This is a genomic window from Burkholderia cenocepacia, assembly GCF_900446215.1.
Classification (GTDB): Bacteria; Pseudomonadota; Gammaproteobacteria; order Burkholderiales; family Burkholderiaceae; genus Burkholderia; species Burkholderia cenocepacia.
On sequence record NZ_UAQZ01000016.1, the window covers coordinates 181,789 to 201,736 of the forward strand.

Annotated in this window: 16 protein-coding genes; 11 read left to right on the plus strand and 5 right to left on the minus strand. The window is 66.9% G+C overall.

All coding sequences use genetic code 11. From position 1 onward, the window contains the following. Positions 1–335: 335 nt before the first annotated feature. Positions 336–1,643 carry an Nramp family divalent metal transporter gene (locus DTA15_RS32935; protein ID WP_006485826.1) on the plus strand — a complete coding sequence of 436 codons (1,308 nt, stop codon included), beginning with the start codon at positions 336–338 and terminating at the stop codon, positions 1,641–1,643. Between the two features lie 95 nt (positions 1,644–1,738). On the opposite strand, the gene DTA15_RS39480 is transcribed toward DTA15_RS32935, so the two are convergent. Beyond that, positions 1,739–2,020 (minus strand): hypothetical protein, encoded by a 282-nt coding sequence (locus tag DTA15_RS39480; RefSeq protein WP_006485830.1) that lies wholly within the window; start codon positions 2,018–2,020, stop codon positions 1,739–1,741. 629 nt (positions 2,021–2,649) lie between these two features. Here DTA15_RS39480 and DTA15_RS32945 point away from each other — a divergent pair. Next, positions 2,650–6,792 (plus strand): CheR family methyltransferase, encoded by a 4,143-nt coding sequence (locus DTA15_RS32945; RefSeq protein WP_006485827.1) that lies wholly within the window; start codon positions 2,650–2,652, stop codon positions 6,790–6,792. A 181-nt stretch (positions 6,793–6,973) separates the two neighbouring features. Further along, the gene (locus DTA15_RS32950) at positions 6,974–7,978 is read left to right on the plus strand and encodes a chemotaxis protein CheB (protein WP_012493792.1); all 1,005 of its coding nucleotides are present in this window, start codon (positions 6,974–6,976) and stop codon (positions 7,976–7,978) included. A 30-nt stretch (positions 7,979–8,008) separates the two neighbouring features. Here the strand turns inward: DTA15_RS32950 and DTA15_RS32955 are convergent, their stop codons facing one another. The 3 genes from DTA15_RS32955 to DTA15_RS32965 all read right to left on the minus strand — a co-directional run bounded on the left by DTA15_RS32955 (position 8,009) and on the right by DTA15_RS32965 (position 10,565). Then, a complete protein-coding gene (locus tag DTA15_RS32955) occupies positions 8,009–9,301 on the minus strand; it encodes an Nramp family divalent metal transporter (protein ID WP_006485829.1) in 1,293 nt (430 codons plus the stop codon). An 82-nt stretch (positions 9,302–9,383) separates the two neighbouring features. Further along, entirely contained in the window at positions 9,384–9,899 is a 516-nt protein-coding gene (locus DTA15_RS32960; protein WP_006485828.1) for a hypothetical protein, read from the minus strand. A 63-nt stretch (positions 9,900–9,962) separates the two neighbouring features. Then, positions 9,963–10,565: a TetR/AcrR family transcriptional regulator gene (locus DTA15_RS32965; RefSeq protein WP_006485824.1), complete on the minus strand. Its 603-nt coding sequence runs from the start codon at positions 10,563–10,565 to the stop codon at positions 9,963–9,965. Positions 10,566–10,984: 419 nt separating this feature from the next. Between DTA15_RS32965 and DTA15_RS32970 the strand changes: the two genes are divergently transcribed. The 4 genes from DTA15_RS32970 (at position 10,985) to DTA15_RS32985 (ending at position 14,445) form a co-directional block, all read left to right on the plus strand. Next, entirely contained in the window at positions 10,985–11,572 is a 588-nt protein-coding gene (locus DTA15_RS32970) for a tetratricopeptide repeat protein (protein WP_006491392.1), read from the plus strand. A 122-nt stretch (positions 11,573–11,694) separates the two neighbouring features. Next, the gene (locus tag DTA15_RS32975; protein ID WP_012493791.1) at positions 11,695–12,522 is read left to right on the plus strand and encodes a hypothetical protein; all 828 of its coding nucleotides are present in this window, start codon (positions 11,695–11,697) and stop codon (positions 12,520–12,522) included. 131 nt (positions 12,523–12,653) lie between these two features. Next, a complete protein-coding gene (locus DTA15_RS32980; protein ID WP_012493790.1) occupies positions 12,654–13,457 on the plus strand; it encodes a hypothetical protein in 804 nt (267 codons plus the stop codon). Between the two features lie 628 nt (positions 13,458–14,085). Then, entirely contained in the window at positions 14,086–14,445 is a 360-nt protein-coding gene (locus tag DTA15_RS32985; protein WP_006484296.1) for an avidin/streptavidin family protein, read from the plus strand. Between the two features lie 272 nt (positions 14,446–14,717). On the opposite strand, the gene DTA15_RS32995 is transcribed toward DTA15_RS32985, so the two are convergent. Then, on the minus strand, positions 14,718–15,488 hold the full coding sequence (locus DTA15_RS32995) for an NAD(P)H-dependent oxidoreductase (protein WP_006484293.1): 771 nt from the start codon (positions 15,486–15,488) through the stop codon (positions 14,718–14,720). A gap of 113 nt (positions 15,489–15,601) precedes the next feature. Between DTA15_RS32995 and DTA15_RS33000 the strand changes: the two genes are divergently transcribed. From DTA15_RS33000 to DTA15_RS33015, 4 genes are all read left to right on the plus strand, one after another. Further along, the gene (locus DTA15_RS33000) at positions 15,602–16,489 is read left to right on the plus strand and encodes a LysR family transcriptional regulator (RefSeq protein ID WP_006484299.1); all 888 of its coding nucleotides are present in this window, start codon (positions 15,602–15,604) and stop codon (positions 16,487–16,489) included. 286 nt (positions 16,490–16,775) lie between these two features. Next, positions 16,776–17,426 carry a hypothetical protein gene (locus DTA15_RS33005; protein ID WP_006484302.1) on the plus strand — a complete coding sequence of 217 codons (651 nt, stop codon included), beginning with the start codon at positions 16,776–16,778 and terminating at the stop codon, positions 17,424–17,426. Between the two features lie 288 nt (positions 17,427–17,714). After that, positions 17,715–18,434, plus strand: a complete 720-nt coding sequence (locus DTA15_RS33010; RefSeq protein WP_006484292.1) for a response regulator transcription factor — start codon at positions 17,715–17,717, stop codon at positions 18,432–18,434. Further along, positions 18,434–19,945 carry a sensor histidine kinase gene (locus tag DTA15_RS33015; protein WP_012493788.1) on the plus strand — a complete coding sequence of 504 codons (1,512 nt, stop codon included), beginning with the start codon at positions 18,434–18,436 and terminating at the stop codon, positions 19,943–19,945. The genes DTA15_RS33010 and DTA15_RS33015 overlap by 1 nt, the downstream gene beginning before the upstream one ends. The last annotated feature ends 3 nt before the right edge of the window (positions 19,946–19,948 follow it).

A 19,948-nucleotide genomic window follows, 5' to 3' on the forward strand; every position in this document is an offset into this window, starting at 1 on the left:
GACACGCGTGCGTCGGGCAACGGGCATCGGTCTGTCCGGCATCGGCCGGCGCGGCGCGACGGAACCGCGATCGGCTCGCGGCGGGGCTGCTTTCCGCGGGCGCGGCGGCCGGCCGCCGACGCAACGGCGCGGCATGCGACAAGGGCCGAGACGGCGGCGGCGCGAGCACGCGTCGCGTAGCCCGCCCCCCTCGTCGCCGGATTTTCAAGCGGTTGTCATTTCGGCTGCATGGCCCGTGTCGCGCCGGCACGGAGGCGGTGCGGCACGGTGTGTCGGCGGTACGCGGGATGGATCGCGCGGGGGGCGCACGATGCCGCTTTCGTGAAGGAGTACGGATGGCGACGCTCGACAGGAACGTGGCGACGGAGCGCACCGCGACGGACATGCGCGAGGGGTTGGCCGGCCGGCGGCGCGGGCCGCTGGCGGCGCTGTCGTTCGCGGGGCCGGCGGTCGTCGCGTCGGTCGCGTATATGGACCCCGGCAATTTCGCGACGAACATCCGGGCCGGCGCGCAGTTCGGTTACACGCTGCTCTGGGTCGTGCTGATGGCGAACGGCATCGCGATGTTGTTCCAGTCGCTGTCCGCGAGGCTCGGCATCGTCACCGGTCGCAATCTCGCGGAGCTCTGCCGCCTGCATTTCCCGCGGCCGGTGGTCGTCGGCATGTGGGTCGCGAGCGAGCTGGCCGCGATGGCGACCGAGCTGGCCGAATTTCTCGGCGGCGCGATCGCGCTGTCGCTGCTGTTCGACCTGCCGACCTTCGCCGGAATGTTCGTGATGGCGCTCGCGACCTACGCCATCCTGCTGGCCGACCGGAACGGGTTCCGGCCGATGGAAATCGCCGTGAGCGTGTTCGTCGGCGTGACCGGTCTCTGCTATCTCGCCGAGATGTTCATTGCGCCGGTCGCGTGGGCCGAAGTCGGCTGGCATGCCGTCGTGCCGGAATGGCCGCGCGGCGACGCGTTGACGGTGTCGGTCGGCATCGTCGGCGCGACGATCATGCCGCATGCGCTGTTTCTGCACTCCGGGCTCACGCAGCGACGCGCGTCGGGGCTCGATCGCGCGCGGCGCCGGATGATGGTGCGGTTCTCGGATCGGGAGGTGGTCGTCGCGCTGTCCGTCGCCGGCGCGATCAACATGGCGATGATCGTGATGGCGAGCGCGGCGTTTCATGCTGGCCATCGCGATGTCGCGGAGATCGAAACCGCGTACCGGATGCTGACGCCGTTGCTCGGCCCGGCCGCCGCGACCTGTTTCCTCGTGTCGCTGATGAGCGCCGGCATCTCGAGTTCCGTCGTCGGCACGATGGCCGGACAGATGATCATGCAGGGCTTCGTGGGGTTCCGGATTCCGGTCTGGCTGCGCCGGCTCGTCACGATGGCGCCCGCGTTCGTCGTCGTCGGGATGGGCGTGGATTCGATGCAGGCGCTCGTGATCAGCCAGGTCGTGCTGTCCGTCGTATTGCCGGTACCGATGCTGGCGCTGGTGTACTTCTGCGGCCGACGTGACGTCATGGGCGCGTTCACGAGCGGGCGCATCGCGCGCTGCGCAGCGCGCGGCGCGACTGCGGTCGTCGTCGTGCTGAATGTCGTTCTGCTGGCGCGGCCGGTCGGCGCAATCGTTGCACGGTTGGGCGGCAACTGAACGGCCGGTGCGTTAGCGCCCGGGCGAACGTGGCGGCCCAGGTTGCCCGCGACGCCGCGCGAGCCGGATGACGGCCGGCGCGCCGGCGTGCGGGTTCAGCGCGCTTTCAGCATTTCGTCGGCGAGCCGGTAGGCGCTGACCGCGCGCTTCGATTCGTAGTCGGCGATCGTCGACACGTTGCGTCCGGCGTCGCGCGACAGCAAGCCCTGCAGCGCGGCGGCGGCAAAGAAATCGCGCAGGTCCGGGGTCGTCGATTTCGGCTCGGGCGGAACGGCTTCGACGAGCGGCCCCGCCTTCCAGAAAACGGGCGATGGAGTGGCTGCCCTGGCTACGGCGGCAGTTTGCTTGATGCTCACATCCTGCGAAAACGGCGTCATTTCTTCCCCTTCGATCCAGTATCTGTTGGCGAAGCAGCGTAATGTCCCCGACTGCATGAGCGAGCATCGTGTCGTTGTGTTGTCAGCGGTACTAACAGCTTGATCGACGCGAATATTCGCTGGTAATACGGAATTCGTCAAAGAAAATAAATTAGGTCCGCGCCGTCGACGGATGAGCACGATTAGTTCCCGCTCGCGGTCGTGGAGCGGCATCGCGTCTTGCGGACCGATGGGGATGGTATGTCGGCACGAATGACGTTCCGGTGACACGCCTGCGCGCAGGCGCGGCGGTCGTGCACGGCATTCTGACGGCGGTGTTGGCGACATCGCAGGCGAGATGAAAGCGGGCGAGGCATCGCTGCGGGACGGAGCCGAGCAGGTGCAGCCGTTTCATCGTTCCGGTTCCCGCTGTCCCGCGCGCACACGCCGTCGGTGATCCGCCGCATGGGAGATCGCAAGCCCTTAGTCAGGGGCGGTCCGGCGCTTGCCGGTGCCGTACAATGCGCACGGAGGCGCAGGGGAAGCATCACGGAGGAGCGTGGGACGCCCCGACCCGGACGAGGGCGATGCGACCCGGTATCGATCGGCGGTCGGCACACGATGCCCCACAACACCATCAGGAGAATTCAATGGCACGGCAAGCGCCTGCGCGCAAGGAGCGGCTTTCATCGCCCGCCACGTTGAAGAGCGATCTGTCGTTTCCGGTCGTGGGCATCGGCGCATCGGCAGGCGGTACGACGGCCTTGCAGACCTTTTTCGAGAGCGCGCCGACGGGCATGGACATGGCGTTCGTCGTCGTCGTCCATCTCGCGCCGGAACAGGTCAGCCACATGGACACGGTCCTGCAGCGCACGACGGGCATGCCGGTGCATCAGGTGACGTCCACGGTGCCGATCGAAAAGAACCACATCTACGTGATCGCGCCGGGCCTGCAACTCGAGATGTCGGACGGCTGTCTTCGCTGTCATAGCCGGGGCCGGTCCGATGATGCCCCATTCACGATCGACCACTTCTTTCGGACGCTGGCGGACGCGCACGACTGGCGCGCGATCGGCATCGTGATGTCGGGCACCGGCTCCGACGGCGCGGCGGGCTTGAGCCGCATCAAGGAGGCGGGCGGCATCACGCTTGCGCAGACGCCGGATGACGCCGAGTATGCGGAGATGCCGCAGCACGCGATTGCCATGGCGCGCGTCGATATCGTGCTGCCGGTGGCCGACATGCCGCAACGGTTGCTCGAACTCTGGTCGAATGCGCGCCGCATCGAGCAGCAAAGCGTCGAATTCGCGCAATCGCTGCACCACGTCGATCGGCCGACGGTCAACGATCCGGAGCGGGCGCTTTCCGACATTCTGATGCACCTGCGGGTACGCACCGGCCACGATTTCCGGCTGTACAAGCGGGCGACCGTGCTGCGGCGTATCGAACGGCGCATGCAGGTCAACGGCCAGCGCGATCTCCTCGCGTACCGGGATTTCCTGCGTGCCGCGCCGGAGGAAGCAAACGCGCTGCTGGCGGACATGCTGATCGGCGTGACCCAGTTCTTCCGCGATCGCGAAGCGTTCGATTTCCTCGAACAGGAAGTGATCGGCTCGTTGTTCGCGTCGGAATCCGGCGAGGAGCAGGTGCGCGTGTGGGTAGCCGGATGCGCGACCGGGGAAGAGGCGTACTCGATCTCGCTGTTGCTGGCGCGGGCGCGCGAGGCCGCGATGTCGAGCCAGGCCATCCAGGTATTCGCGACCGATATCGATGAGGCGGCGATCGTCCGCGCGCGCACCGGCTCCTACCCGCTTTCGATCGCGAGCGACGTGCCCGCCGCGCTGCTGCAGCGGTATTTCACGCGGGACGGCGCACATTACGTGATCGCCAAGGCGGTGCGCGAGCGCATTCTGTTCGCCGCGCACAGCCTGCTGCGCGATCCGCCGTTCTCGCATCTCGACCTGATCTCGTGCCGCAACGTGCTGATCTATCTGGAGCGGGCGGTGCAGCGGCAAATCCTCGAGCTGTTTCATTTCGCGCTGCGTCCGAACGGCTACCTGTTCCTCGGCACCGCGGAATCGGCCGACGCGGCGGACGATCTGTTTGCCGTCGTGGACAAGAAGCGCCGGATTTACCGCGCCCGCGTCGTCACGCATCGCGCGAAGCCGGTCACGGGCTTTCCGCCGCTGTTCCAGGTCGAGTCCGGTGCATCCGACGAGCGGGCCGCGCCGCAGCCCCCGCTGCGGGTGCCGACCAGCCCGGCACAGCGCAATTTCTCCTATGCGGAACTGCACCAGCGCGCGCTCGAAACGTATTCGCCGCCGAGCGTCATCATCGACAAGGAATCGAACGTCGTTCATCTGTCGGATAACGCCGGCCGGTTCCTCAGGCATGTCGGCGGCGAGCTGTCCAGCAACATCATGACGCTGGTGCTGCCGGATCTGCGGCTCGATTTGCGCACCGCGATTTTCCGCGCGCTACAAACGGGTACGAGCGTGGAAGCGCGCCGGGTCAAGTGGGCGCACGACACGCGCGTATCGTGGATCAACATGACGGTCCGGCCGTTCCACGACAAGGTCGCGAATGCGGAATTCCTCCTCGTCGTGTTCGACGAGGTGGCCGGCCGCATGACCGAGGAGGATCAGGCCGAGACGAGCGGGCAGGATCCGGTGCTCGCGCAGCTCGAACAGGAGCTGCAGCACAGCCGCGAGCAACTGGCGACGATCATCGAGCAGTACGAAACGTCCGTCGAGGAACTGAAGGCGTCGAACGAGGAACTGCAGGCGATCAACGAAGAATTGCGCTCCACGAGCGAGGAGCTCGAAAGCAGCAAGGAGGAACTGCAATCGGTCAACGAGGAGTTGACCACGGCCAACGCCGAAATGCAGGCAAGGATCGAAGACACCGCGAAGGCGAACGACGACCTCCACAACATCATCGCGTCGAGCGAGATCGCGACCGTGTTCGTCGACAAGGAAATCCGGGTCAAGCGGTTTACGCCGAACGCGACGGCCATTTTCAATCTGATCGATACGGACCTGGGCCGGTCGCTGTTCCACATTACCCACGCGTTGCGGTATCCGACGCTGGCCGACGATGTCCGGCAGTCGTTTCAGTCGCTGCGGTTGATCGAGCGCGAGATCGAGAGCGAGGCCGGCCGGTGGTATCTGATGCGGTTGCTGCCCTACCGCACGGCGGACGACCACATCGACGGCGCGGTGATCACGCTGATCGACATCACCGACCGGCATCATGCGGAAGAGGCGGCTCGCGCGGGCGAGCAGCGCCTGCGCCTGGTCGCGCAGTCGACCAAGGACTACGCGATCATCATCCAGGACGGCAACGGCGCGATCGTGAGCTGGAACGCCGGGGCGGAACGCATCTTCGGCTATACGGAAGAAGAGATGATCGGCCAGGACGTGGAGTTGATCTACGAACCCAACGATCGACAGGCGCTCGTGCCGATGCGCGAGCGCGAAGTCGCGACCCGGGAAGGCCGCGCGGACGACGAGCGCTGGCACCGGACCAAGGACGGGCGCCGGATTTTCTGCAGCGGCGTCGTTACGCCGATTTCCGATACGTCGTTCAACGGATTCGCGAAGATCGTGCGCGACATGACGCTGCGCAAGCAGAGCGACGACGCGAACCGCGAAGCGCTTGCGCGGGAGCAGGCGGCCCGCGAGCAGGCGCTCAGTTCGAATCAGCTAAAGGACGAGTTCATCGCCGTGCTGTCGCACGAGCTGCGGCATCCGCTCAACCTGATCGGCGTCAAGTCGGAAATGCTGCCGCGCCTGCCGGAGACGCGCGACATTCCCGCCGTGCGCGAAGCCGCGGATTCGATTCGGCAAGCCGTGCGCGCGCAGGCGCAGATCATCGACGACCTGCTCGATCTGTCGCGCATCCAGACCGGCAAGCTCGCGCTCGAGCTGGGCCGCGTCGACCTGACGGCGATGTTGCGCGGTATCGCCGATACCTGCGAGCGCGACGTGCACGCGCGCGGCCTGGTCCTGAAAACGGAGTTGCCGACGGAGCCGGCCATCGCGCTCGCCGATCCGGTGCGTTGCGAGCAGATCTTCTGGAACCTGATGTCCAACGCGCTCAAGTTCACGCAATCGCATGGCGAGATCGTCGTGCGTCTCGCGCATGAAGGGCGGATGCTGCGTGTCGACGTGATCGACGACGGGCAGGGGATCGACGGCGATACGCTGCCGCATGTGTTCGACATGTTCCGGCAGGCGCCGCGCGACCGGACCCGCGGCGGGCTCGGAATCGGGCTGGCGCTCGTTCGGCAACTCGTGGAAATGCACGGCGGCCGGATCGCCGCGGCATCCGACGGCCAGGGAAGGGGGACCACGATGACGGTATGGCTGCCGGCCGCATCCGACGAGCGCGTCGTGTCTTCCGGCAACGGCGCGGCGGAGGGGAGTATCGCGGGCCTTCGCGTGCTGCTGGTCGAGGACGATCAGGAGACGGCGCTGTCGCTCACGGCGCTGCTGGAACTCGCGGGGGCAACGGTCACGGCCGCGAAAAGCGGGGCCGAGGCACTGGAGAGGTTGCCGGAGACGCCTGTCGACGCCATCGTGTCCGACATCGGGCTGCCCGACATGGACGGCTATGAGTTGATTCGCCACATCAAGGCCGATCCCCGCTGGGCCACGCTCCGGACCGTTGCGCTGACGGGCCGTAATCGCCAGGACGATGTCCGGGCCGCGGCGGAGGCCGGCTTCGACACTCACCTGTCCAAACCGCTGGATTTCGGGATGTTGCTCGCGGCGCTCGGCGACACGCATTAAACCCGCCCGGTGACGACCCGCGCGTGCGTCGCGGGTCGTTTGCGCCGCGGTTCGCGCCACGCGTTCCCGTCGGCGGGTTGCATCAACCGCCATCCGACCCGCATTGCCTCGTCTGCTACCGCCCGTGACGGAATTTCGGCTCAGGAACCCGATTTGCGGCGCTATCCGCAAAGGGGGCGCTATGGATCGTCGAGATATCGTGGTAATTGCGTCGTCCCGAGGCGGTCTCCCGGTCCTCCGGACGTTGGTGGCCGGCATTGCCGCGGATTTTCCGGTGCCGATTTGCATCGTGCAGCACATTGGTCGACATCGGACGATCCTGCCCGAGTTGTTGTCGCGATGGGGCAGGCTCGATGCAAGCGAGGCGCTACACGGGGAATCGCCGGAGGCGGGCAGAATTTACGTGGCGCCGCCCGACCGGCACATGATCGTGCGCGGCGGCGACCTGTGGCTGCTCGATACGGCCGCCGAGAACTTCGCCCGCCCGGCCGCCGACCCGCTGTTTCGCTCCGCCGCACGCGAATATGGCGCCGGTGCGATCGGCGTGGTGCTCAGCGGCGACCTCGATGACGGCGCGGCCGGCCTGGCGGCCATTCGCGCACGGGGCGGCTACGGCATCGTTCAGGACCCCGATGAATGCGAAGCGCCGTCGATGCCGCGCAGCGCACTGGCCGCGGCGGGAGCCGATGCGGTCGCGACGGCGGAAGAACTGCCGCGGACCCTTCATGCAGCGGTCTACGGCGCACGTGCGAAGGAGCAGCGAAAAATGGCAGATTTGCGCGACCTCGACCATGAGAGCCGGATTGCCGAGGGCGGCCTCGTCGATCCGGGACTGCTTGACAAAATCGGCACGCGTTCCGCCCTCACGTGCCCCAGTTGCAACGGCGTGCTCTGGCGCATGCGCGACGATCGTCCGTTGCGATACCGTTGCCATACCGGGCATGCGTTCTCCGCGCTTTCCCTCGACGACGCGGAAGCCCAGAAAGCGGAGGATGCGATATGGGGGGCGATCCGCGCGGTTCACGAGCGCATGATTTTTGCGCGCGAGCGCCAGGAATGGGCGCGCCGCACGGGCAACGCCGAGGACGTCGCGATCGAACAGGCCCGCATCGACGAAAACCAGCGGCTCGCGGACGTGCTGCGTCGTGCGGTCGGCGCCGCACTGAGTACGGGCGAACTGGAGTGAGCGCGAGCCGCGGCATTCGCGCTGCCGGTTTCATCCCGGCACGAACACGCCCATCGCCGCGATTGCCATCGCGAGCGTCGCGATCCATCCGCCCCATGCAAGCGCGCCTCTGACGGCAAACTCGCCCATGACCCGTTTGCTTCTCGCCATCAGCATCATCACGACCATGATCGGAACGGCGCTCACGCCGTTGATGACGGCGCTCCAGTAAAGCGCGCGGATCGGGTCGAAATGCATGAACGTGAACGCGATCCCGCCGACGATCGCCAAGACGATCACCGCATAGAACTCGGGCGCGACGCCCAACTGCAGCGCGAGGCTGTTGCGCCAGCGGAACGTGCCCGCGGCCGCATAGGCGGCCGATCCCGCGAGCACCGGCAGCGCCAGCAGGCCGGTGCCGACGATGCCGAGCGCGAACAGCACGTATGCGAAGTGACCGGCAAGCGGCTCGAGCGCCCGCGCGGCATCGGCCGACGTCTTGACGTCGATGTGATGCGCGTTGAGCGTGGCCGCCGCCGTCAGCACGATGAAGAAGGCGATCACGTTCGACACGCCCATGCCGAACCACGTGTCGAAGCTGATGCGGCGCAACTGGGCGGGCGCCTGATGCGGTACGCGCCGCAGCGGCCGCTGGTTCGGCACGGAGCGCAACTCTTCGACTTCCTGGGACGCCTGCCAGAAAAACAGATACGGGCTGATGGTCGTACCGAGCACGGCGACGACCGTGGTCAGGTAGGCGGCGCTCAGTTGCGCATGGGGCCGCACGATCGCGCGACCGACGTCGGCCCAGTCGACCGGCACGATGACGGCGACCGCGACATAGGCGAGCAGCGTCAACGCCGTCCATTTCAGCAATCGTGAATAGCGGTCGTACGGGACGAAAACCTGCAGTACGACCGATACGCCGCCGAGGCACACGATGTAGAGCTGTTGCGGGCCGGGCAGCAGCAAATTGACGGCCGCGCCCATGGCCGACAGATCGGCCGCGATGTTGATCACGTTGGCCGTGATCAGCAGTACGACCGTTCCGTACAGCAGCCATGGCGGATAGTGCTTGCGCATGTTCGACGCGAGGCCCTTGCCCGTCACGCGGCCGATTCGCGCGCTGACCAGCTGGATCGCCGTCATCAGCGGATACGTGAGCAGCAGCGACCACAGCAGTTCGAAGCCGAATTGCGCCCCCGCCTGCGAGTATGTCCCGATGCCGGAAGGATCGTCGTCGGCGGCGCCGGTGATCAGGCCGGGGCCGAGACGCCGGACCCACGGGACCGCGTTCGGGTTCGGTTCCGTCGGCTCGGGCTGGAGCAAATCGTTGTCGTTCATGATCGCGGGCCTCCCGGGGTCCGGCAGGTGCAATGGCCGTGCCCGCCCGGGCGGTTTCCCGCGCCGGCAGCCTGGGCGGGCCTCACGGTCCGGTCGGCTTCGCCCTGTCGCCCACGTCGACGTCGATCGCGTGTTCCTTCGATACCAGCCGGGCCCCGACCATGCTCCCGCCGCCGATGCGCAACGTCAGGCGCGCGGGTTCGTTGGCATCGAGCCCCGACACATAGTCCAGGCCGTGCAGCCCCGCGCGATCGTGGAACGGAATGAACCAGGACGAACAGAAGTCCGACGTGGGGACCGGACACGGGGCGCGGATGGCGAGCCGCCGCGCAGCAAACGGATAGTCGTCGAGCGCGATTTCACCCGTATCGAATCGCTTGCGGATGGTGAGCGGCGTGACGGTGTAGCGGAGGTAGACGTGGTCGGCCCACAGCGTTCGGTCGAGCGATGCCAGGTCTTCCGTGGTGAACGCAACGATCGTGAGACCGTTTCGATCGCGGTTCTGGATTTCATATCGGCTGACATTCACCGATTTGCAGCCGGTACACGCGATCGCCAGACCCATCGCGAAACCGATCCAGCGCATCCGATCATGCATGTCGTCCTCCCCGGCACCCTCCGACCTCGGTTTGCTTGCAATACGACGGCGCGCGACGTTGCGTTACGTCGGGCGACCGGCACCTTCGGCAGGCGAGACCGGCGCGTGCATCGCCTGTTCGAGCAGCGCATGCGCGGCTTGCCATGCGCGCTGGGCCGCCGCGGAATCGTTGAACGCCCGCGCTTCGACCGTGGCGCCGTCCAACAGCATCATGAAGACGGTCGCCAGCCGGTTGGCGGTTTCGGCCGGCACGACGGCTTCGATCAGTTCGGCCATCCATTCGACCATCTTGCGGCGATAGCGGATCGCGACATCCGAGATCGGCGCATAAGCGGTGCCGAATTCGGCCAGCGCACGCTCGAACAGGCAGCCGGCAAATTCGGGTGTGCGGAACCACGCTTCATACCAGTCGAAGACGGTCTTGACGCGCTCGACCGGATCGACGACGTGCTGCAACTGCGCGTCGATGCTGCCGACGATCAGGTCGTAGCGCTGGACCAGCACTTCGCGGATGAGCTCGTCCTTGCTCGCAAAATGCCGGTACAGCGTCATTCGGGCGACACCGGAATCGTCGATGATCCAGTCGACGCCCACCGGGTGGAATCCATGCCTGGAGAACAGTTCGGTCGCTTTGTCTACCACCAGCTGGCGTTTGTTGGCTCGCACGAACGGCTTCCTCCTCGATATTTCAACAGCATAGACCGATTATTCTAGCATCATGCCGGCCGATGAAATCGGCCTCCTGGCGCTGTCTGATGGCCGTTCCGCCCCGACAATCTTTCGCTTGTCGAGCCAGTTATCAAGTCGTCTTGACTATTAGATAGACCGATATGTATCATTTGAAGCCAGTAAGCAGCGATCGATATTGCGTGGATTAAAGAGACAGAACAAGAGCGGGTTTACCGCGTGCCGTTTTCTGCCGTGTCAGACGCTGCAACGATGTTTCAAGCCGAAAAGAGAACCTGAGAGAGCCTTGGCACGCGGGCCCGCGGACGATGTTCGCCGCGCCCCGCACCGGCCGGGGGCATGCTCGCGGGCGAGCGCGCGAAGCAATACGGCGCCAATGAAACGTGAGGAAAATACCCATGTATCGCCGTTTACTCGCACCGGGGCTGCTGTTGCTGTTGGCCGCGTGCGCGCAGGATCCGTCCGTCACCGGGAACACGGTACGGATCTGCGACGACACAGGTTGTTCCGATCGCCCTAAAGATCAGGTCTCCTATCAAAAAAGGGACGAGGCGGAAGACCGCGAAGAGCCGCGCATCGCCGCGCTCAAGCAGACCGCGAAGACCCAGCCGAAGGCCGCCTACGACCTCGGCCTGCGCTATTTCCGCGGCGACGGCGTGCGCCAGGACAGCTACCAGGCGCTCAAGTGGATGCGCGAGGCCGCCGAACGCGGCGACCTGAACGCGCAGAAGGCGCTCGGCAGTTTCTACCTGTTCGGCCTCGAGGAAATGGGCTCGGATGCGCGCGAAGCGGAGAAGTGGCTGTCGATCGCGGCCGGCCGCGGCGACAAGGAATCGAAAAAGCTGCTCGATCTCGCGCGCAAGGCCAAGAAGGAAGACGAGGAAGACTGGAAATGGCGCACGCAATGGCGTGACGTCTATTACGGCTACTGGTACTCGGGCTATCCGTACTACGGCGTCTGGCAGCAGACGTACTGGTACTACTGACCGGGCATCGAGCAACGGGGGCAGCCGCGGGGAGACCACCATCGCGCGCCACGCCGGGGGGCTTATCGAAGTTCGCATGGACACATAAGCCGAACAACGACTCTAATCGATCGACAACGACAATGAAGACCAACCTTCTCCAACGTCTCACTCAAGGTGCGCTGGTTGCAGCGCTTGGCGCGTCCGTCGCGGGTTGCGGCGGCGTGGTGACGCCCGGCGGGCAGAACGCCGGCGTGACGGGCGCCGCGGCTGGCGGCGCGAGCGCCGGCGCCGATTCGCAACTGCAGCGCTGCACGTCGCCGCTCGGCACGATCGCGGTCGACGACGGCCGCAATGCCGACTGGTGGGGCCCGTTCGGCAGCGCGACCAAGATGACCACGATCGACCCGCTGCTGCGCCTGGCGGTGCAGCAGTCGAACTGCTTCGTGATCACGTCGATCGGCAACCAGAAGAGCGACGCGCGCCTGTCGCGCATCACGCAGCTGCAGCGCAACTCGGGCGAATACCGCGCGGGCTCGAAGCAGCAGAAGGGCCAGCGTGTCGCGGCCGACTACTACATGGAGCCGCAGATCGTGATCAACGATTCGCCGATCGGCGGGATCGGCAGCATGATCGGCGGGCTGATCGGCAACAGCGCGGTGGCGGCGGTGGCGGGCCACCTGCAGACGAAGGCGTCGGTCGTGACGCTGACGCTGTTCGACGTGCGCTCGGCGGTGCAGATCGCGGCGTCGGAGGGCAGCTCGACGGCGACCAACTACGGCGCGGCGCTGGGTGGGTTCGGCGGCGGCGTGGGCGGCGCGCTGGCGGGTTTCTCGGCGACGCCGGAAGGCAAGGCGACGGTCGTCGCGTTCATCGATGCGTACAACAAGATGGTCGTCGCGCTGCGCAGCTACAAGGCGCAGGACGTCAAGGGCGGGCTGGGCCGCGGTGGCCAGCTGCAGGTCAACTGACGTCGCCGGGCCGGCGAGGGCCGCCGGCCGATTGCCTTGATTCCTGATGTCCGATTCGTGAGGGTCGGTGCGTGCGGCACGATGCGCGCGCAGCGGCTGCGTTCGTCCTGTTCGTTCCGAAGGTGATCCCGATGAAAGCCGTTGCACTGATTGCATTGACCTGCCTGGCGCTGACCGCTTGCGGCGGTGGCGACGACAATTCCTCGCCCGCGGCGTCCGGCGGATCGGGCACGACCAACAACGGCGGCAGCGGCGGGACGGGCGGCACGCCAACGACGGGCACATCCGATGGCAATTCGGGTTCGCCGACCGCCTCGAACGTCGAGTGCGATCCGGTCTACCAGCAAGGCGATATCGTGCAACTGCACATGTACACGCAAGCGACGGCGCAGAGCCCGGCGGTCGACAACGGCGTGTACACGCGGACCTTCGCGCCGGCGACGTTCGAGGGCGTGGCGCTCACGCAGCAGGCCGAAACCACGACCGGCTCGCCGATTCAGACCAACCACTACTATCTTGTCGGCAACGGCGTGCGCACGAACTACGGCGGCGAGGTCTACAGCGGCAGCACGCTCGCGTTGCGCGATGTGAACTCGCCGCCCTATGTCGAGACGATCGGGCTCACGGGAAGCGAGACGGTGAATTATGTCGATACGCCCGTCTTTCCGTCCGGCGGCGCGCAAACGTCCGTCTCGATCCAGCGGACCTACGTCGCGCGCGAAACGGTCAGCCTCCGGAACGGCAAGGTCTTCGCGAATGCATGCCACTATCACACGACGGAGACCTTCACCAACCCGGCCTTGACCAGCAAGACGATCGCGGACGACTGGCTCGCGCCGGGTGTCGGCATGGTCAAGTCGATCGCCGATGTGGGCGGCACGCAGATCATCACGCGCGAACTGGAATCGGCGACGGTGGGCGGCAAGTCATACTGAGTATGCATGGACGGCGGGCGGGGATTGGTCGCGCGCCCGTGGTTGACGATGCTGCGTGGCGGCATGCAGCAGGTCACGTCGTCACGCGGGCGCCGGCCCGATTTTCCGACTGGCAGGAACGTGACGGCGCGCTCTGTTGTCCGCCGTCGAGATAGCCGTCGCAACGACGGGGCGTTGCAAGAGCGAGCCGCGTGAATCTCATCCAGAAACCCCAAGCGGTTCAGGCGAGAAAGTTGCTCGACATCTTCCCGACGCCGTCGTGGCGACCGCAGCAGCAATGGGAAAACGTGCGGGCCCCTTGATCGGCTCATGTCGACGCAGGCGAGCCTTCGTGCCGGACGGCATCGTGTGGTCAACAAAGTGGGGGAACACAAGCGTCCGCACTGGCCGGATCGTCACATGCACCGCCTCATATCATCCGACGAGCGTCTATACTTTTTGATCGTCATGCCGGCGCCGTGGGCGCTGGTGATGCATCACTATTGCTGGATTCGCGCCAGGATTTTCTGTCACGACGGTGCTCGCCCATGCGCGGCGCCGGCTTTGCGAGCCCGATTGCCGCGAGAAGGCGCCGGCGCCTGGAACGCTCGGCCCATTGGCGCGTGATCGCGTGCTCCGGAGGTGCGTTATGAACTGGATCGGTACGTGGCGTAATCAATACGGCTCCACACTTTCCATCACCGACGACAAGGAGGGCGCCATTCGTGGCGTATTCAGCACCGCGTTGCAGGACAGCGCCTTCTTCGGTCACGATCTGCCTGTCTCGGGCGTCTGGTTCGGCGATTGCATCAACTTCGCTTTCGGCATATCGAATGACCGGGTTACCGTGATCTGTTCTTTCACGGGCATGCTGCGTGACGGCAAGCTGCAGACGGTATGGCATGTCGTTACCAGCCAGGCGCCTCGGCAAGGCTCGCGATCATCGGAGTCTGGATGGGCACATGCCGTCCAGACCAATGCGGATACGTTCGAGAGAGTCGCGGGGTAACGCATCTGCAAACTCGTGGTCCGGATCGATTGCAAGGTGCGATGCCCGTTGCTGACCTGAACGGCGTGGCCAGGCGGGCGGCATGCAGGTTCGTGCCGAACGTCGTCACCGGTCTCGCCGCGCCTGGGCGGTCTCGCGCATCGGCGAGCTGCCGTGCAGGGCCCCGAACGCGCTGCGCGTCGAACAGGTCGGGCCAGCCTTACCCGCAGCCTTTCCTCCCGTCCGGGCGCAAGTCAATTCGACGCAGCATCACGGAATTTCCCGTGAGGGGCTCATGCACACCCGCGCACGTATCGGTCGTACCCGACGATTCCCGGTTTGAGCGTCCCGTGCTCGTCCCAGTCATCCCAACCCGGAAATCGCAACGGCCGGTCCGTCTGCCAGTTCGCGAGCCGGCGCGCGAGCGTGTCGCGATGCGCGGCCAGTTCGCCCGCCAGCGCCGCATCGTCCTGATACGCGTAACCGCCGTGCGCGTCCTGCACGCCATGCGCGAGCACCGGCGACAGCACGTCGTATCCCATGTAATGCAGCGAGTAATGAATCGGCCACAGCAGCAGGCTGATGTCGCCGCTGCGCCCGCCCGGGCCGAACGTCGCGGCCGGCGCACCGGTCGTGACCGAGCAGATCGCCCGCCGGCCGCGGAAGTGGCCGCGATCGTAGCGGCGGCTGCCCGTGTACAGGCCGCCGTTCACGAACACGCGATCGAACCAGCCCTTCAGCATCGCGGGCGCCGCATGCCACCAGACCGGAAACTGGAACACCACGAGGTCGGCCTGCTCGAGCCGGGCGATCTCCCGGCGCACGTCGGCGGGCAGCGTGGCATGCGTGCTCGCGTGGCGCTGTTCGACCAGCGCCGAGAACACGTCGGCGTTCGCGCGACACGGGTAGTGGCGCGGCGCCTCGACCGGATCGAACCCGTCCGCGTAGAGATCCGACACCTCGACGTCATGGCCGAGCGCGCGCATCGTCCGCGCGGCGGTGTCGCGTAGCGCGGCGTTGAACGAGCGGGGTTCGGGATGGCAATGAACGATCAGCGTGTGCATGGGCGGCGTTCCTCATGGTGTGCCGGTGAAGGCGGCTTGCGCCGGGATTTGCCTGATACGGTACGCGTTGCGAGAATGAACGGGAATTGGCCAGTTTCGCAAACGAGGTTTGCATGAAAGAACAGCGGCTGTCATGGGACGATCTGCGGCTCGTGCTGGCGGTGGCTCAGGCCGGTTCGCTCGCGGGCGCGGCGCGGCGGCTCGGCATCAGCCACGCGACGGTGTTTCGCCGCCTCGCGGCAATCGAGGCCGAACTGGGCGTCAAGTTGTTCGAGCGCACCCGCGCCGGTTATGCGCCGACGCCGGCCGGCGAGGACGCCGCCGCTGCCGCCGAACGGATCCAGGACGAGGTGCATGGCGTCGAGCGGCGCGTGGCCGGTCGCGACGTGCGGCCATCGGGCACCGTGCGCGTGACGACGACCGACACGCTGCTGTCGGGCTTGCTGTCGCCGGTGTTCGCCGCGTTCCGGCATGCCTGCCCGGAGATCACGCTGGAAGTGTCCGTATCGAACGCGGTCTTCGACCTGTCGAAGCGCGAGGCCGATGTCGCGATCCGCCCGTCGTCGTCGCCGCCTGAGGTGCTGATCGGCCGCCGGGTCGGTACGATCGCACAGGCCGTCTATGCGGCACCCGGGTGGCGCGAGCGCGCCGACGATCTTGCGTGGGTCGGGCCGGACCGGCGGATGGGTTACCGGCCGCTCGAGCGATGGATGCATGCCCACGGCGCCGATGCGCGTTGCGGGTATCGGGTGGATACGCTGCTCGGCCTGTTCGCCGCGGCACGCGCCGGCATCGGTGCAGCCGTGTTGCCGTGCTACCTGGCCGACGACGAGCGCGATCTGGTGCGGCTGGGCGGCCGGATCGACGAACTGGCGACCGACCTGTGGCTGCTGACTCATCCGGACCTGCGCGACACCGCGCGGATTCGCGCGTTCTCGTCGTTCGTCGCAACGTCGATCGAGGCCTTGCACGCGCGGCTCGCAGGTGACGCGCATCGCTGACGGACCCGCGGGCCGAATGCTTCGGCCTGCGAAGCGTTGCGCCCGCGTCGTCCTTGGCGGTGCGGCCGGCCGCATTTCCCCGAGCCTCGCGCTCATCGCATCGACGCACGCATGCACCTTCGGCGACGGCAGCGCCTGTGTCGCGCCGACCGCTGACGTTGGCAGCGTCCTTCGACGGCGGGCACGGACATGACTCGAAGACGGTTTGACCGAACTGGACCCGCGCCTGATCGCGGCCCCGGAAGCGCCAGGCAACGACACCTGCCGCTAGCGCGTCAGACGAACGATGAAACACACTGTCCTTGCCATCCTGGTCGGCGCGTGCGCCGGTCTGCTGGCGTTCGTGGCGGCAGTGAACAACAGCAGGCAAAAGCAGGCGGCACCACGCGTACCGCGGTCGGACGCATCGCCTTCGCTGGATTTTCAGTACTTTCCCGGCGAGCCGAAAGGCTATGCGGGATACACCGACCACATCTCGATGCAGCAGACCGTCAACGATGACCTTGTCGAGCATGATGCCGACTGGCAATTCAGCCGCATAGGATTCGCGAAGGGATTCCTGCGTACGGTGCTGCGCCGAGCCGATCGCTCGCCAAGTGCGCCCGGCATTTTTCGCATGGAAGGCGTGAGCGAAGACGATGCGATGACGATCGAGTGGATCGCACGGATGCAAACGGACGGCATCGACAACGCTTCTTCTTCGACATCGAATTTGAAGTCGATCGTGGGTGGGATGGCGTCCGACATTGCGTCGACCGGACCGCGTCGCTCGACGTTCGGGAGTCGCGCCGGGGTGGACGGCCGCGAAGGGTTGGAACGCGACGAAATTTCTGCCGAGCGATTGCGCGAACTCACGAAGCTCATGCGCGACGCGGAACGCAGAGGCGCGTCGCGGGCGGCCCATGCCCGGATCGTGCCGCGGGAATCGAGAGGTTGAGGGACGGGCGACGCCGATCCGTCGGCTGGCGAACCGTGCGCTGTCGATCGAGCGTGCCGCCCGGCGTGTCCGACATCGCGTTTCAGGGGCCAGATTGCCGCGCCCGCCCTTGACGGCGTGGGCTGACGGTGCACGCGCGGCGCAAACATAAACGAAATGTGATCCCTTGCCGCCGCAAAATTTTGCACAATGACGGCAGCGCGGCCTTCCGCCGTGCTTCGCGCCGGCTCCGATCGCCGCCCGACAACCGTGACCGAGCCCCGCTCCGACGTGCCGCCGCCCACCGCCATGGACCAACCGAAACGTATCCTGATCGTCGAGGACGATGCCGACATCGCCGACGTGCTGAGCCTGCACCTGCGCGACGAGCGCTACGAAGTCGTGCACAGCGCGGACGGCGCCGAAGGGCTGCGCCTGCTCGAACAGGGCGGCTGGGACGCGCTGATCCTGGACCTGATGCTGCCGGGCGTCGACGGCCTCGAGATCTGTCGGCGGGCGCGCGCGATGACGCGCTACACGCCGATCATCATCACGAGCGCGCGATCGAGCGAGGTGCACAGGATCCTCGGCCTCGAACTCGGCGCCGACGACTACCTCGCGAAGCCGTTCTCGGTGCTCGAACTCGTCGCGCGCGTGAAGGCGCTGCTGCGGCGCGTCGATGCGCTCGCGCGCGATTCGCGGCTCGACGCGGGCACGCTCGACGTCGCCGGGCTGGCGATCGACCCGATCGCGCGCGAAGCGAGCGTCGACGGCGCACGCATCGACCTCACGCCGCGCGAATTCGACCTGCTGTATTTCTTCGCGCGGCATCCGGGCAAGGTGTTCTCGCGGATGGACCTGCTCAATGCGGTGTGGGGCTATCAGCACGAAGGCTACGAACATACGGTCAACACCCACATCAACCGGCTGCGCGCGAAGATCGAGGCCGATCCGGCCGAGCCCGTGCGAATCCTCACCGTGTGGGGGCGCGGCTACAAGCTCGCCGCGCCGGGTCAGCGGGACGCATGATGAAGCTCACGCTCACCCGGCGGCTGTCGCTCGTGTTCTCGATCCTGCTGCTCGCGTGCTCGGGTGCGTCGGCGTGGCTGCAGATCCGCGCGAACGACATGCGCGAGAAGGAAGTCGTGCAGGCGCTGTCGCGCGACCTGGCCACCAACATCGCCGGCAGCGCGCCGCTGATGGACGCGAACGGGTTGCGCCCCGACGCCGTGCGCACGTTGTTCGGCCAGTTGATGGGCGTGAACCCGAGCGTCGAGGTGTACCTGCTCGACAACGCGGGGCGCATCAAGGGCGACGATGCGCCGCCCGGCCACGTGAAGCGCGACCGCGTCGATCTCGCGCCGGTGCAGCGCTTCATCGCGGGCCAGCCGCTGCCGATCCTCGGCGACGATCCGCGCAGCCCGGACGCGCGCAAGGTGTTCAGCGCCGCGCCGCTGCAGCGGCCAGGGCAGCCGCCGTCGGGCTACATCTACGTGGTGCTGCTCGGCGAGGCGCACGACCGGCTCGCCGCGCGCGTCGACGCCGGCAACGTGCTGCGCACGACGCTGTGGTCGATGGCGATCGTCGCGCTGCTCGGTCTGCTCGCGGGCCTTACCGCATTCAGCTTCATCACGCGCCCGCTGCGCCGGCTGACGGCCGCGATGCGCGACTTCGACGCGAACGGTGCGCCCGGCGCGCCGGGCGCGGCTGATGTGCAGCCGCCGGTGCTGCGTTTGCCGCCGGGCCGTCGTGGCGACGACATCGCGGTGCTCGAATCCGCGTTCGCGCAGATGGCCGACCGGATCGGCGACCAGTGGCGCGCATTGACGCGCCAGGACCAGCAGCGGCGCGAACTGATCACGAACATCTCGCACGACCTGCGCACGCCGCTCACGTCGCTGCACGGCTATCTGGAGACGCTGTCGCTGAAGGCCGACACGCTGGCCGAGCCCGAACGGCGGCGCTACCTGTCGATCGCGCTCGCGCAGAGCGCGAAGGTCGGGCGGCTCGCGCAGGCGCTGTTCGAGCTCGCGCGGCTCGAATCGGGCGGCGTGCAGGCCGAGCGCGAGCCGTTCTCGCTGGTCGATCTCGTGCAGGACGTATTCCAGAAGTTCGAGCTGAGCGCGCAATCGCGCGGCGTCGCGCTGCATGCGCGGATTCCGCCGCGCGTGCCGGTCGTGTCGGCCGATCTCGGGATGATCGAGCGCGTGCTGACCAACCTGCTCGACAACGCGCTGCGGCACACGCCCGCGCACGGCGAGGTCGAGATCGCGCTGGCGCCGCACGGCGACCGCGTGGTCGTGACCGTGTCGGATACCGGGGCAGGGATTCCGGCGGCGCGGCGCGAAGGGCTGTTCCAGCGGCCGCAGCGGCCGATGAGCGGCGGCACCGCGACGAGCGGCGGGCTCGGCCTGTTGATCGTGCACCGGATGCTGGCGCTCAACGGCAGCGGCATCCGGCTCGTCGACCGGGCCGGGCGCGGCGCGGTGTTCGAGTTTGCGCTGGCGGTCGCGTCGCCGGCGGCGGGCGACGCACGCTGAGCT

Coding starts and splice junctions, on each gene's coding strand:
- DTA15_RS33000 (WP_006484299.1), top strand. CDS start 15,602: ATGAAAGAACAGCGGCTGTCATGGGACGATCTGCGGCTCGTGCTGGCG.
- DTA15_RS32980 (WP_012493790.1), top strand. CDS start 12,654: ATGAAAGCCGTTGCACTGATTGCATTGACCTGCCTGGCGCTGACCGCT.
- DTA15_RS32950 (WP_012493792.1), top strand. CDS start 6,974: ATGGATCGTCGAGATATCGTGGTAATTGCGTCGTCCCGAGGCGGTCTC.
- DTA15_RS32960 (WP_006485828.1), bottom strand. CDS start 9,899: ATGCATGATCGGATGCGCTGGATCGGTTTCGCGATGGGTCTGGCGATC.
- DTA15_RS39480 (WP_006485830.1), bottom strand. CDS start 2,020: ATGACGCCGTTTTCGCAGGATGTGAGCATCAAGCAAACTGCCGCCGTA.
- DTA15_RS32935 (WP_006485826.1), top strand. CDS start 336: ATGGCGACGCTCGACAGGAACGTGGCGACGGAGCGCACCGCGACGGAC.
- DTA15_RS32955 (WP_006485829.1), bottom strand. CDS start 9,301: ATGAACGACAACGATTTGCTCCAGCCCGAGCCGACGGAACCGAACCCG.
- DTA15_RS32975 (WP_012493791.1), top strand. CDS start 11,695: ATGAAGACCAACCTTCTCCAACGTCTCACTCAAGGTGCGCTGGTTGCA.
- DTA15_RS33010 (WP_006484292.1), top strand. CDS start 17,715: ATGGACCAACCGAAACGTATCCTGATCGTCGAGGACGATGCCGACATC.
- DTA15_RS32970 (WP_006491392.1), top strand. CDS start 10,985: ATGTATCGCCGTTTACTCGCACCGGGGCTGCTGTTGCTGTTGGCCGCG.
- DTA15_RS32945 (WP_006485827.1), top strand. CDS start 2,650: ATGGCACGGCAAGCGCCTGCGCGCAAGGAGCGGCTTTCATCGCCCGCC.
- DTA15_RS33005 (WP_006484302.1), top strand. CDS start 16,776: ATGAAACACACTGTCCTTGCCATCCTGGTCGGCGCGTGCGCCGGTCTG.
- DTA15_RS32995 (WP_006484293.1), bottom strand. CDS start 15,488: ATGCACACGCTGATCGTTCATTGCCATCCCGAACCCCGCTCGTTCAAC.
- DTA15_RS33015 (WP_012493788.1), top strand. CDS start 18,434: ATGAAGCTCACGCTCACCCGGCGGCTGTCGCTCGTGTTCTCGATCCTG.
- DTA15_RS32985 (WP_006484296.1), top strand. CDS start 14,086: ATGAACTGGATCGGTACGTGGCGTAATCAATACGGCTCCACACTTTCC.